This window comes from Schlesneria sphaerica (assembly GCF_044336245.1).
Lineage (GTDB): Bacteria > Planctomycetota > Planctomycetia > Planctomycetales > Planctomycetaceae > Schlesneria > Schlesneria sphaerica.
In genome coordinates, this window is the sequence record NZ_CP172346.1 from 2,165,155 (window position 1) to 2,178,604 (window position 13,450).

Below are 13,450 nucleotides of genomic sequence, written 5' to 3' on the forward strand. Positions count from 1 at the left end.
GCGAACTGTCAGTTTGGGTCGGTCTTGCTGATGACGTCCAGATCCGATGATCGTGAGGACGTCGACGAAGCGGTTCCGCGTCGGGGATCGATTTTCTGACGTGAGCTCATTTTCGCATTCCTGGCCCCATTCACCCCTTCACATGTCGGGGCACTGGATGGTTTGCTCTGCAAATCGCCCTGAACCATGCCAGCTTGTTCAGGACAGTCTATAGACGTGCCTGCGTTACTGGGGTCAGGCTCGGAGATGTGGTCATTTCCTGAAAGCAGAACCTTCGCCTGCCTGAAATGCCGATTGCTGAGAAGCCCAGCCGTCAGCGCCCCCAGATTCGTCAGTAAGACCACGTGCAGACTCGTAAAACCAGCCAGGAATGCTCCGGAAATTGCGAGCGAATTGAACGCCACCACTGCGGCCCACCCCAGTCGGTGGGGACGTCCCGTTTCTTGCAGAACACTCCAAAGCTGCTCAACTCGTTGTGGCTCCGCATGCAATCCCAGAACGTCGAAATCCCGCGTGTTTAAACACTCATGAGGTGTACTGGAAATACGAATCACGTCATCTTGCTGAAGCTGGCCCAGCAGTTGTCCACTGGACATCACTGCGACTTTGTCAGTCCGAGACCGCAGGTTGCGGATGTAATGACGACAGAAGTCTGCTGGCCCAAAGACTTCATGGAACTCGAGACCTGGACCTGATGGCGTGGTATTGCGGATTCGAACCCGCTCCTTCAGTTCGTCGACGCCGGAAATCGCATCCGCTAGCGCTTGGGTAGCACGTCCCTCTGGAGAAGACGCAACGTGCGCGACGACGACAGTCCGGGTCTTGGCAAGGCGATGAAGTGTTTCGCTATCCCTCACCAGCCAGCCCTCATCCCAGAGGTGACAGATGCTGCTAAAGTTACTGAATCGTTCTGACATCGAAGGGCCGGTGGCGAAATCCGGCCTGAGGACAGCAGCCAGCGTCGTCAGATCTCCCAGCATGATCGCGGCCGTCCCGGTGGCAAAAGTGAAGGGGACAAACCGTGATGCGGACGAATGACCTCGCTCGGTAGGAGTTCCTCGACCAGGAAGTCCAGCAACGGCGCTCAGCAAGGTATCCCTGATCTTCGCCATGCGAGTCTCATGGCCGATGGCAGTGACCCGAAGCTGCAACTGGCCAGTGACGACCCGTGATCCGGCAAATACCGAGTCACCTTCTGAACGTTGAGAGGTCCCTCTGATACCCCGGACACACTTTTCATCGAGCGCGGCACTCCCACGCTCAATGATGCCGTCGTACGGGAGAATCGCTCCCGCATCGAACATCACGGATGTCCCAATCAGTGATTGAGGGGATGTCCCTCGAGGCAATACCTGCAAAGCCTGCAGGTCTCCCGTCAGGATTGGTAGTTGTGCCTGACACTTCAGTTGATGGATGATTCGCCGCAGGCGACGGCTCGACCAGCCATGCCAGCACGTAATGGAGGCCTGCATCAACGCTGCAGCCAGGAACTGTCCGCTGATCAGAGTTGTCCCCATGATCACGGTATAGAGTGCAGATACTCGCCAGTTCAGTGTCGCCAGTTCCGCAACACCTCGCTTGAGCGTCGGAAGGTTGCTGGCAACAAATGCGATGGCCGTCAGCGGTGCAACGACAGGAACAAAGAACTCCGAGGCAACTGCCAGACCGAGACAGGCAGCCGATTCCCCCCATCGCCGCAGCGGTGGTCCCGTTAGTAATTCGAGTTCGTTTAATCGTGAAGTCAGTACATTCTCGATCGTCCACAGCAACTGATCTGTGGTCACGACGCTCGGATTAAAGTGGACCAGAATCGATCCGGTCATGGAACTGGCAGAGACCCCCGTGATGCCGGGCGTCATCTTCAAGGCAATGACTGCGTGTCTCGATAGGTCTCCATTCCCGCGAAGCAGAGGGTGGTGAATACGGACTCGCCCGGAAAGAGCGTGCACAATAGTGCCAGCCGTGGCGGTGCCGAATGGTGTTTTCTTTTGCAACTTCAAGCAGGACTGCCTGGCATAGCTGTCGCTGATTGGCGGATTGACTAGACCTTCGTCGCGCAAGTGGGTAACGATGTCCTTGAGCGCTCCTTGGGCCTTCGACATGTTGTGCGATGGTATCTGGGATGCCGCGCCGCCCTTTGAGACGTCGCGATGTCCAGCAGAACCAGTAAGCCCCTTTACGTGCAGGCTTAGCGACTCTCGTGCTCGATCGACAACAACCGACTCAACGCACTCTGCTGCCAGTACACGCCGAAGGATCTCTCGGGTCTTTTCCCATGGCTGCGTCTGCGCGAGCGCGGGCGAGCACAACACCACTGTGCCCGCTTCGCGATCCACAAAAATCCTGCTTGCCTGGGACATCAGAGAACGACCTCTGTCAACGAGCGATCTTGTCACCCTTGTCGGGAATCAATTGACCAGCGGTCCGGTCGAATAAAGAGCCAGGTCTCCCCGGTCGGCAAGTTCAAACAGGTAGTCTGTTTCAAAGGTGTGCCGACTATCGATGACTGCCACCATCCTTTGAAGTCGCTTCTGGTTCTGTCGTACTTTCACGCCGAGGTAGGCCACCCCGAGAAACCCGACAAACCCTAATACGACGCCGCCGATACCTTCGTTCATCGCGTTCCATTCCTTGAAGAGGTTACTAACTGTTTGTGTCCCGTCACACAGTCACGCTGCGGGACAGACACACCCTGCCAGACACTTAAACGGGAGCAAATTCCAGCAGGTGGGCGGACCCTTCTCCGATCAATTCGATTGTTCCCTGAATGGTCTGGCGATGACCGCTCTCTCTGACCAGCGTCGCCATTTGATCCCCGTTCGACGCCATCGAGAGCTGGATTGCCCATTTCATCATTGAGATTGCCGCGTCAGGATTTCTCATGTGGCCCAGGCAGAGACGAAACCCAAATCCCTTGGGAGAACGTTCCTTAACCGCCTTTCGATCCAGCACGATCAGGACGGGATCAGCCCCCACCAGCGATGGATGCCGCTTGATGTATTTAAGAGACTGCGTTTCGTTCAACACGAAGAAGCGCTGACCTTCAAGATAATTGGCAAAAATCGGCAGGTTCTCACGGACAGCCTTGCCAACCTCATTGTTCCAGCCTGAATCGATCAGAAAAACATCGAGAATTCGCCGGTTGCTGGCCCCATGGTGGCTGGCTGCTCCGGCCGTTGCTTGCGAATTCTCCAGAGATTCAACGTCGGGAGCCGCCACCGGAATCTGACTGGCCTCCGATGCCTCTGGCTGACTGAGTTCCCCTGGCGAGACCCGTTCGGCCATGGCTGCAGCCGTACGCTCTGACTGTTCTGCTGCAGCGTGGCTGGCACGTGACTCTGCCCCCGACTCTTCGTGCGCCGATGCAACTGACTGGACGGCATGTGACTCAGGAGTTGATTCCGCCAGCCCACCATTCGCAGCACGTTGTGGCCTGTGGCCGTGCTGCTTGTGGTTCGACGGGTGATCTTTTCCCTTCCCCGATTTTTTGTCAGTCATAGTCTGCTCTCTACAGTGAGTGTCAGGCGGGTTGCAGGTGAACCTGTGGTTTATGAGCGGCATCCAGCGACTCGGTGACGAGCAGGGTCATCTCCTTCTGTGCCTGCTTCATCGCCTGTTCGTCTGCGATCCGTTTCAGCGGCATCATTCCATTGGCCAGTGCGGCCATGGCAGCCACATTGTTTGTGATCACCGATGCCATGATGCCGAAGCCCATCGTAAAGGCCCCCGCAATACACAGCAGGTTCGGCGCCAAGATCAGGTACCAACTGTTTCGCACGTTCTTATCCAGGTCCCGCGCGATATCTCGAAGCTCACAGAGCCGATGCAGGCTCTCTTCCATAAACACGATCTGGGCGGTATCGGTTGCGATCGACGAGGCACCGCGAAGCGAGATCGAGACGTTGGCCTTCTTGAGTGCGATTGAGTCGTTGATCCCGTCACCTACGAAGCAGACCTTGCGTCCCTGTTTCTGGAGCCGTTCGACATAGTCCGCTTTGTCACCGGGCAGCACGCCGGCAAAGTACTCGTCCATTCCAAGGCTTTCGGCCAACTTTTTCGTCGGCCCTTCGTGGTCACCTGAAATGATGGCGATGTGCTTGATTCCGCGGTCTCTCAGCCCCTTGATGATGCTGATCACTTCAGGCCGCTGCGAGGCTCGCAGTTCGATGACCCCTGCAAAGACGCCGTCCAGAGCCACCATCACCAGGGTGTGTCCTTCGCGGTGAGCCACCTCGACGACTTCCTGCACTTCCATAGGAATCTCGATTTGCTCGAGCTTGATATAGCGAATGCTTCCGACTTTGACCGTGTGACCATCGATAACGGCCTCCAGGCCATAACCCACCTGATACTTCGAATCGTCGATCGGAAGCATCGGCATGCCGGTCTTTTCAAATTCCAGCACGATCGATTTGGCAATCGGGTGCGAGAACCGCTGCTCTGCAGACGCAACCAGCTGCAACAGGCGGTTTCGTTCATGCCCGTTGAAGGGAATGATATGCCCGACTTCCGGGCGTTCTCTTGTCAGGGTACCAGTCTTATCAAACAGCACAGTGTCGATATCGTTCATCAACTCAAGTGCCCGACCATCTTTGACAAGGATTCCCTTGTGGGCGCAAAGCGCGAGTGATGTCAGCATACCCAGAGGAGCCGCCATCCGGATCCCGGTGCCGAAATCACTGTTCAGAATGGCCACTGCGCCTTGCGGTCCCAGAGTCGCCATGCCTGCGGTTGCGATGGCCAGCGTCGGAATGACGGCCTTATCCGCCATTCGCTCACCTTTGTGCTGACTCGTTAGCTTGTATCCTGCGGAATCGTTCAGGATTTGTGCGATTTTGGAGGATGTTGTCTCGCTCCCCGCGTTTTCGACTTCGACATAGACTTTCCCTGCGACCATCAGTGTCGAGGCGAATACTTTGTCCCCTGGAGACTTCTCGGACGGCGTCGATTCACCGGTCAGGGCGTGCTGATCGATCATCGCCATTCCGTCTTTGACAACGCCGTCAACCGGAACCGCATCTCCCGTATGGACGACGATGACATCACCTTTTTTCAGTTCATCCAGCGGCGTCTCAACTTCTTCACCATCTCGAAGCAGACGGACGAATTGAGCCTGCTTTCCGAACGCCTGCACCAGCAGTCGCTTTGAATCATCCTGGGTCTTCTTCACCAGCATGCGACCGAAGCTGAGGCACAAGCACAGAACCGAGCCAGCGAAGATCTGTCCAGTGATTACACAACCGGTCACGACGATGGCATCCAGAACATCGACACCGAGTCGCCGTTCGTGGACGAGCACATGGTAGGCTTCCTTAAACGTGGTGATCGACGTGTAGCCGAACAACAGGCCCGCGACAGGCAAGAGCGGAGGAAACGCAAATTGCGCGACTGCGGCCAGCGGAACAGAGGCGATGGCCAGCGGAAAATCCAGGTCTGGCGGGTCCAGGTGCGGAGAGAGTTCTGCCCGGGCGATGGCCCGATCCAGAATCGTAATCACCTGATCCTTGCGCAGATCACGTTGGTTGTAAGTGACGAGCAAGGTTCCTGTCGAAGAGCGCGTTTTATAACTATCGACCCCCAGCATGCTCATCAATTCACGTTCGATGCTCTGACACACGTCCTTACGGCGATACAGAGCAGGGTGCTTCAATCGAAGTCGACCGGGTATTTCGTGAATGATCTCCCAGGCAGTTGCATGATTGCCGTTGCGCCCAACTCGCGTCACTCCCTTGCGATCCGGCATCAGCAAGATATCTGCGAGCGAAACAGATGGAGCGCGTTCCGCAGAGGAATGTGCAGTAGTGCCGTTCTGGCCTGCCACCTGACCGTTTCGCGAACCACGATGAGATTTCACCGAAGCGCCGTCACCGGCAACAACAGGTCTTCCAGTTAACACCCCGTCATAGACCGGCTTTTGATCGCGAGCATGGATGTCCGTCGGCGTGCTCGCAGTTGCGGGCGGTTCCACCAGGCTGCGAATCCTGGCGACGATGGATTTGAGGAATCCCGTCGGTGACGCATGATTGTGCCGAATCTCGGCGACAGCTTTCCGCCCGGTCGCCCCTCCCCCCGTAATTGAGATCTCGGCATCCGGATCGGCACCCAGGATGCATCCAAGAATCGCCTTGGCTCGCGTGCTGCTCAGATCTGAAAAGAGAGAATCGCTTTGAATTTTCAGAGCGCCAGCTTCACACGCGAGCACTTCGCAATCAAACATTGTTGAGACTCCACACACCAAAACGCCGTAGTTGTCCACACGAAAGCTCCGCCTCGCTGTGGAATTTCATCGCAATGGACTTGTGAGCGGCCGCATCCGTGAATCAACTGGAGCTGCAACAATTGACAAGAGAGACAGGCCGGTTGAAATCATGGATTTCTACCACTGCCTGACTTTTCGGTACCGCCAGATTCAATCAGCCTGAAACTTCAAAAGCCAAGATCGATTTCCATCTTCTGCCGTCTAACGAATTTTCCCCAGTTATGCCGGTTCGAGACAGCCGACCCCGTCCTGAACAACTTCTTCGAATTCACCAGTCAGGGGATCGCGTCTCTGCAGTCGACCTGTCTGGAATCGAGCTAACGTCTTGTCGGCGGAGGCATTCGCAGAGGCCGCGCCATCTACGAGCCCTTCCACGAGGCTGTTATTTTTCGGAATGTAGTGACATGCCATGAAGACGGGGAAACAGACTCCGTATGAAAGCGAATAACACGCCGTGTAAGCCAGCTTGCTGGCAAAATTCGCATTCATGTACTTGTCGCTCCAACTGCCCATGGCCGCGGTCGCAGAGTTCATTCCCGCCTCAAGATTTGAGGCCGCTGATTCCAGTTTATCGGCCACATCAGAAAGAAAGGCATTTGTCTCAGGAGCTGTCGGATTATTCATGTTTGTCTTTCGAAACGTCTTTAAGTTGTCAGCCATCGATTCAAGCAAATCGCGGATGAAACGATCTTCGGTCGACCATCTAACTCTCAATCAGTCCCTCCGGGCCAACCGTGTCTGCCTTAAACTTGGGATCGGAAGATCTGCTGATCGAATTTTTCTTCCGCCGCCATCTCCAGGTACCGTACTGACCCGGTCGAGGTGCAGGATTGAAACAACGGGACCTTCGCATGGGGGAACTGGCCAGAGAGCCCGAGACAGGGCCTTAAGGTTCATGTAAATTCACGAGGCGTTCTCATTAAACTGGTGAAGTTGGCGTGATTGGGCTGCGGGAGTAAAGCGATCTTGGATCCCTCTTGGAGACCATGATCACCTATGGTTGGCGCCACGGTCCGATCGACTGCGGCGTCAAAACCATTAACCTGGTGCACCTTTGCACAAATTACCCTTCTTGTCTTTTCAACACTAGTACGGGTCAGAACCGCCGTCAAATCGTTTCTTTTTCAATCAGCGATTATTTTTACATCACAAAAAGTTCAGGTCGTCCTGACAGCGTGCGGCCGGTGTCGGATTTCACGACGCCCAATTCCACGTTTATAAGCTCCATTCCGGTGAGCTCATACGTGAAGGAACCCTCAGATCCTTCTTTACCGCTGAATCCGCAACCAAAACTTGAGGATTTCATCAAATTTGACGGTTGTAGGGCCGATAAAGATCGGATGAATCAGAAGACATAGATAGATTCGCTCTTAACGCCGGTTTCGTGACGGTTAAGTTCGCACGAGCGCAAACTTCATAGTGCTGCTACCCGTACAGGCACTGTGCCAAAACTCAGCGGGAGAGTGAATTTTCTGCCTGAGGAACTGCTTAATGAATCTGAAGGAGGGATTTTCCAGTTCATGGCCTCGATTCATTATGGCACCTGAACGCCTCTTCAAAGTGGTCCGCCGTGCATGCAGAATCCCGGCACGCCCGCAGTCTGCAACGATTGTCACCTGCGCACTCTTCGTGCTTGTGACTCTGTCTGGATGCACGACGCTGCGCACCACCCGTTCAACACAAGAGCCGGCGGCCGGGTCTCCGGCCGTGTCTTTGGTTCGCCTTCAGAGCCCTGCAACTCAGGACTCACGCTCGAGTGGCGCTTCGTTCCCTGGTGGAGCCTTCGGTGATCAATTTGGTGGTGTCAGCGCCAGCCTTCGAAACCGTCTCGAGGATTCGATTGATTCCGCCGACGACTCAAATGAAGATCCCCAGTTTAATTACCCCGATGTTTGTGCAGATCCTGCCAGGCGGTATCACGACGAATTTGGGGTTGAAGGCGAATACGATCCTTTTCTTCTTCCCTGGCTGACGAATCTGATCTTCGAAGATCGCTGGTTGCTGGCAGAGAAAGACCCCGCCGAGGCACTGAAAAACCAGTACAAGCGACAGTTGAAAATCAACATTCGCGACCCCGATCCGGATACTGCGAATTTTCCGAACGGGGCCTACACGATCCCTAAAGGAAGATTTTACATTGAAACGTCCCCGGTCGGTTTCTATCGCGGAAGTGCCGAAGGGGGTCAGCCCGCCATGTATCAGTGGGAGTATCTGATTCGCTACGGGTTGACGGACAACCTCGAGTTTCGCGTCTTCTCCAACGGCATTACGCACGAAGCGGGATCGGCAGGCCAGTCTGGAATCACGGGGTATCAACCGCTCGCAATTGATTTCAAAGCGAACTTCTGGGAAGAAAATACCCGATACCACCTCCCTGCCATGGGATTGGAGATTTACCTGCAGACGCCGCTGCTGGGATCATCCGCATTTAACACGGGAACGCAGCCGTCCGTGAACCTGCTGTTCGATCAATCACTGCCCTATGAGGTCGGTTTTGAATACAACATCGGCTACACCGGGGTGCAGAACAGCGAGGGAGAAATCGCGTACCAGTTCAGTTTCCAATGGTCACTGCAGCGGGAAATCGTGAAAGATTTCGACGTCTTCTTTCATGGCTTCTACAACGCTGCCGCGCTGCCCCGGCTGAGTCAGTTTCAGCTGGCTTCCCAGGCCGAGATTCCTAATGTCACGGTTATGGGTGTGGGAAGCCTCTGGACAGTCAATGACCGTCTGGCGGTCTTCGGAAGTTACAACTTCGGGATTACCCCGGATGCCCCCATTAGTTTCGCTCTGATGGGTTTCGCGTTAGCGCTTTAAGTGCAATCCGATTCGGTTCCCAATTCTCTGGTCCATCTACAGAATCGTCCTCGCGAACTTCTGCAGCGCACCATGACCTGACACAATCGGGTGGATTGAAACCGAGCTCATTCTGCCCCCAGCGGACAGGCAAACCATGTCCCCTCAATCTGAATCCCATTCCCTATCGGCGTCTGCGAACGGCGCAGGGCAAATCAAACTGAGCGCTCATTTCTGGGCTGTGCTCAGTTCACACCGACTGCTCTTTTCGAGCATCCTTGTTGGGCTCGGATCTGGACTGGCTGCGGTCGCCTTTCTGAAGGGACTCGAGTTCGCCTCGCACATCATTCTGGAACAATGGATGGGATTGCGGCCCCCTGCGGCCGGCGAAGGTCCCTCGCAAGTGGCAATGTTGCCCACCCGCTGGTGGCTTGTTTTGATGATCCCGACCATCGGGGGATTCATTGCAGGCGGAATCGTCCAGAAATGGGCTCCTGAAGCGGCCGGAGATGGTACCGATGCTCTCGTGAAGGGGTTCCACAAAGGGGAAGGGAAGATCCGTTTACGAGTCCCTCTCGTGAAAGGTTTGGCCTCGATCATCACCATCGCCACCGGCGGCTCTGCCGCACAGGAGGGTCCGACCGCCCAAATTGGTGCCGGCTTGGGATCCTGGCTGGGAACACGTCTTGGCCTTCCCGTAAAGGAACGCCGACTGGTCATGCTCGCCGGTGCGGCAGGGGGACTGGGCGCTATTTTTCGAGCTCCCCTCGGAGGAGCACTCTATGTCACGGAAGTCCTGTATTCGACGACCGCCAGTGAATCGGCCGCGCTGTTGCCGTGTGTCACCAGTTCCATTGTGGCATACTCTGTTTTCGCATCGTTTGTTTCTCCTGAACCGGTATTTCGAGTTCCCGACTACACGTTTCATGGACTGAGTGACCTGGGCCCCTTCACCCTTCTTGGGTTGCTATGCGTGCCGGTGGGCTGGTTATTCGTCAAGGTGTTCCATTACACACGCGATCCCCTGTTTACGGGATTCAAAATCCCCAATCTGCTGAAACCCGCGCTCGGCGGCTTGGCTGTGGGACTCATCGGATTAGTCTTCCCGCAGATCCTGGCTGGCGGATACGGGTGGGTTCAATGGGGAGCCCTCGGAGAGCCGCACGATCTGCTTCAGCCGGGCGAGCAGCCATTCGTCCCGAACATGGGCTTTGCCGTGCTGTTGACACTCGCCCTGGTCAAGATTGTTGCCACCAGCCTGACGATCGGCTCGGGGGGAAGCGGGGGTGTTTTCGGTCCTTCGATTTTCGTGGGAGGTATGCTGGGAGGGGCCTTTGGGCAAGTCCTCGCCTGGCTGTTCCCCGGTGCCTCCTACGAGCCCGGAGCCTTCGTCCTGGTGGGCATGGGAGGCTTCTTTGCAGGAGTCTCGAAAGCCCCGCTGGCTTCCATTCTGATGATCTGTGAATTAACGAATTCTTATAGCCTGCTGGTTCCGTTGATGCTGGTTTGCGGGCTGCATCTGGGACTCTCGACGCGCTGGTCTCTCTACCATGAACAGGTCCCGTCGCCTGTCGACAGTCTTGCCCATGAAGGTGATTTCACAATCGATCTGCTTGAGCAGACCACGGTGAGTGAAGTCCCCCTCATCACAGAGAAACTGGTGACGGTCCAGGAAAGCCTGCCGATCGACTCTGTATTGACGCAGTGCCTGCAATCGGACCAGGAGACGTTTCCACTGATGAACAGTCAGATGGAACTGACAGGAATCATCCGTCGCGAGGACCTTTACCATGCGTTTGGAAATAGCAAACTGGGCCCACTGGTCCTCGCTGCTGAACTGGCAATTCAACCCTCTCCGTTCGTTGTGCCGGGGGATGAAGTTCTCATTGCCATGATCCGAATGAACGAAATCGACATCAACGAGATCCCCGTGATTGATTCCTCGAAATCAGGGACCGTCATCGGCCTGCTCAGCCGGTCAGCTCTCACGGAGACCTACATTCGCCGAATTCGTCAACTTCGCGGCCCCAGTCGAATGGGCTCTATTCCCGGCAGCGTCGCTTCAGCTTCCGTCCCTCAGTCGCACTAGTCAGAGCGGATTCGATTCGCCATAAATCCGCTGGGTGGTTTCCAGGTTCAACGCAACACTGGAACCACGGGTTCTTTGAATTTCGAAGTTGTCACCCTTCGGACAATGAGCATGAGTACGGGCCAAAGCAGTTCAGAACAGATCGACTTTCCACTTATCCACAGCGGCTACGTTAATTCGCTTTCGCGCTATTACGGCCAAACCCGCCCCTCACTGAGGATACGGTTGGAGCGGGTGCTGATCCTGGTTGCTGTTACATGGCTGCCATTACTTGTCCTTTCCCTATTGTCAGGACATACCTTCGCCGGCAAGGTGCCTGTCCCACTAATACATGACCCGGCACTGTCGGGACGACTTCTGTTCGTACTTCCCGTTCTGGAACTGGCCGAGGCGATGGTCGCAATCAGCCTGCCCATTCAGATTCGCCATTTCACGACTTCACAGATCGTTCCTGCGAATCAGAAACCTCAATTTGAAACGATCCTCAATGAGGTGCTTAAGCTCCGCTCGTCCGTCTATGTCGAACTGCTGATTGGCGTGACGGCATTGGTATCGGGGGTGATCTTCCATCGCGTTGTCTTTCAGGACATTTCGCCAAGCTGGGAGCACGATTCGACCACGACGCCTGCAGGGTGGTACTACGCATTGGTCAGCCTGCCAATCTTGTACTTTTTCGTACTGCGATGGCTGTGGATATTTGGGCTTTGGGGATGGTTTCTCTTTCGCGTTTCGCAACTGGATCTTCAATTAACACCAACTCACCCCGATCACGCCGGGGGACTCGGATTCCTCGGATGGGGTCTGGCAAGCTTTTCTGGGGTTGTCATGGCAATTTCCGCAATGTTCTCGTCGGCCGTCTTCTATGAAATCATCCACAAGAACCAGTCGATCGAGACGATGAAGTATCATTTAATGATCTTCGTTATCATCACCCTCAGTCTGGTCCACGCCCCTTTGCTCGTTTTTTTCTGGCGGATGTCCCGATGTCGATTCCTGGGACTGCTGGAATTCAGTTCGCTGGTGCTCCGCTATGACCGGGCGTTCGAGGAAAAATGGATTGAAAAGCGATCCGGCGAGCCCGCCGAAAACCTGCTCGGCACTCCGGATGTCCAGTCCCTGGTCGATATTGCCCGTGGCTATGAACATGTGACCGAAATGTGGCTGCTGCCATTCGACATGACCGGGATCATGGTGCTCGTCGGTGCAGCACTCATTCCCATGCTTCCACTTTTAGGGACGGCTTTGCCGCTGAATGCGATCCTCACTAAACTCGCCGAACTGATGATCTGAGGACTAGTCGAATGGATCTGCAAATTTCGCAAAGTTAAGGGAGATGAGGATGAGTGATTTTCAGGCGTCGGTTGTTTTGCCTCGTCCCCGCCAGGAGGTATTTGAGTACCTGCGCCGTCCTGCCAACCTGTTAAAAATGTTCCCCGCAGAGAAAACATCCCGCCTCTGGCTGAAACATCCCGACATCATCTCCGTCGGCGAGTGTATTGAATTCAAAGTCAAAGCGATGGGGGCCCAGTTCCTGTTCGTCCACGAAGTAACCGAACTGGCAGATGCCGAGCTGATCGTGATCAAACAGATCGAGGGACCTTTCAAGGCATGGTCTCAGGAACAGCACTTTGCTGATTCCGGCAACGGCAACACGCTGCTGACCAGCGTCGTCCAGTTTGATCCCCCCGGCGGAATGCTGGGATTCGTCGTGACGCGAAAAGTCGTCATGAGCCAGCTTGAGAACTGGGTCAGCAAGGGACATCAAATCCTCCAGCAGCATCTCGCAAATCCGACCGGCTGAGTTCGGGCTCATTCGGCTCGCAACTGGAATTCCACGGGCGGCAAGATCCCCGGGCCTGATTGAATCAGGTTTGGCACGCACCGTGAGCCGTCCTGTGACGAGAGTGAGTGACGCCGCCACCCGCCCGCCGAGAACACGTTCTCGATTTCCATCGAATTCGGGGCGGCAACAGTTGGGATCGAACGAACAACCAACACTTGCGCCACCAACAGCACAATCGTCAATGTCGCTGACAAGTGTTGCCATTTCTCAACGCGTGATGCCGAACTTCCTCGTCGCTTCAATTCATGAGGTATGTTTGCAACGTAGCGCTTGGATTATCACCCCACGGTGTCACGCTTGTTGACTCGGTGAAACTGACGGAAAACGGTGCTCGTCAACGCAGGCCTCATTCTCGCGCCGGGCACAAACACTCATTTGTCCTGATTCACATCCTCGGATCGACGCCGTGCCGTGCGGTGCGGTGGAAGTTCGTGAGCGAACAGGCATAGCGACAGAAGGACGG

General features: G+C 55.4%; 9 protein-coding genes. 4 read left to right on the forward strand and 5 right to left on the reverse strand.

Annotated features, from left to right (window positions below; all coding sequences use genetic code 11):
• Positions 1-8: 8 nt before the first annotated feature.
• From ACGY09_RS07975 to ACGY09_RS07995, 5 genes are all read right to left on the reverse strand, one after another.
• Positions 9-2,102 carry an HMA2 domain-containing protein gene (locus tag ACGY09_RS07975; RefSeq protein ID WP_397571130.1) on the reverse strand — a complete coding sequence of 698 codons (2,094 nt, stop codon included), beginning with the start codon at positions 2,100-2,102 and terminating at the stop codon, positions 9-11.
• Positions 2,103-2,408: 306 nt separating this feature from the next.
• Positions 2,409-2,618 (reverse strand): hypothetical protein, encoded by a 210-nt coding sequence (locus ACGY09_RS07980; RefSeq protein WP_397571131.1) that lies wholly within the window; start codon positions 2,616-2,618, stop codon positions 2,409-2,411.
• An 85-nt stretch (positions 2,619-2,703) separates the two neighbouring features.
• Complete coding sequence (locus ACGY09_RS07985) at positions 2,704-3,498, reverse strand: hypothetical protein (protein WP_397571132.1); 795 nt, start codon at positions 3,496-3,498, stop codon at positions 2,704-2,706.
• Positions 3,499-3,520: 22 nt separating this feature from the next.
• The gene (locus tag ACGY09_RS07990; RefSeq protein WP_397571133.1) at positions 3,521-6,217 is read right to left on the reverse strand and encodes a heavy metal translocating P-type ATPase; all 2,697 of its coding nucleotides are present in this window, start codon (positions 6,215-6,217) and stop codon (positions 3,521-3,523) included.
• 261 nt (positions 6,218-6,478) lie between these two features.
• A complete protein-coding gene (locus ACGY09_RS07995; RefSeq protein WP_373650809.1) occupies positions 6,479-6,883 on the reverse strand; it encodes a hypothetical protein in 405 nt (134 codons plus the stop codon).
• A 1,083-nt stretch (positions 6,884-7,966) separates the two neighbouring features.
• Between ACGY09_RS07995 and ACGY09_RS08000 the strand changes: the two genes are divergently transcribed.
• The 4 genes from ACGY09_RS08000 to ACGY09_RS08015 all read left to right on the forward strand — a co-directional run bounded on the left by ACGY09_RS08000 (position 7,967) and on the right by ACGY09_RS08015 (position 12,945).
• Positions 7,967-9,076 (forward strand): transporter, encoded by a 1,110-nt coding sequence (locus ACGY09_RS08000; protein ID WP_397571134.1) that lies wholly within the window; start codon positions 7,967-7,969, stop codon positions 9,074-9,076.
• A gap of 136 nt (positions 9,077-9,212) precedes the next feature.
• Complete coding sequence (locus tag ACGY09_RS08005) at positions 9,213-11,144, forward strand: chloride channel protein (RefSeq protein WP_397571135.1); 1,932 nt, start codon at positions 9,213-9,215, stop codon at positions 11,142-11,144.
• A gap of 111 nt (positions 11,145-11,255) precedes the next feature.
• Positions 11,256-12,434, forward strand: a complete 1,179-nt coding sequence (locus ACGY09_RS08010; RefSeq protein WP_397571136.1) for a hypothetical protein — start codon at positions 11,256-11,258, stop codon at positions 12,432-12,434.
• A 49-nt stretch (positions 12,435-12,483) separates the two neighbouring features.
• Complete coding sequence (locus ACGY09_RS08015) at positions 12,484-12,945, forward strand: hypothetical protein (RefSeq protein ID WP_397571137.1); 462 nt, start codon at positions 12,484-12,486, stop codon at positions 12,943-12,945.
• Positions 12,946-13,450 lie beyond the last annotated feature (505 nt).

Bases quoted from the DNA above. Each gene is read 5' to 3' on its own strand.
- ACGY09_RS07975 (WP_397571130.1), bottom strand. From the start codon at position 2,102: ATGTCGAAGGCCCAAGGAGCGCTCAAGGACATCGTTACCCACTTGCGC.
- ACGY09_RS07980 (WP_397571131.1), bottom strand. From the start codon at position 2,618: ATGAACGAAGGTATCGGCGGCGTCGTATTAGGGTTTGTCGGGTTTCTC.
- ACGY09_RS07985 (WP_397571132.1), bottom strand. From the start codon at position 3,498: ATGACTGACAAAAAATCGGGGAAGGGAAAAGATCACCCGTCGAACCAC.
- ACGY09_RS07990 (WP_397571133.1), bottom strand. From the start codon at position 6,217: ATGTTTGATTGCGAAGTGCTCGCGTGTGAAGCTGGCGCTCTGAAAATT.
- ACGY09_RS07995 (WP_373650809.1), bottom strand. From the start codon at position 6,883: ATGAATAATCCGACAGCTCCTGAGACAAATGCCTTTCTTTCTGATGTG.
- ACGY09_RS08005 (WP_397571135.1), top strand. From the start codon at position 9,213: ATGTCCCCTCAATCTGAATCCCATTCCCTATCGGCGTCTGCGAACGGC.
- ACGY09_RS08010 (WP_397571136.1), top strand. From the start codon at position 11,256: ATGAGTACGGGCCAAAGCAGTTCAGAACAGATCGACTTTCCACTTATC.
- ACGY09_RS08015 (WP_397571137.1), top strand. From the start codon at position 12,484: ATGAGTGATTTTCAGGCGTCGGTTGTTTTGCCTCGTCCCCGCCAGGAG.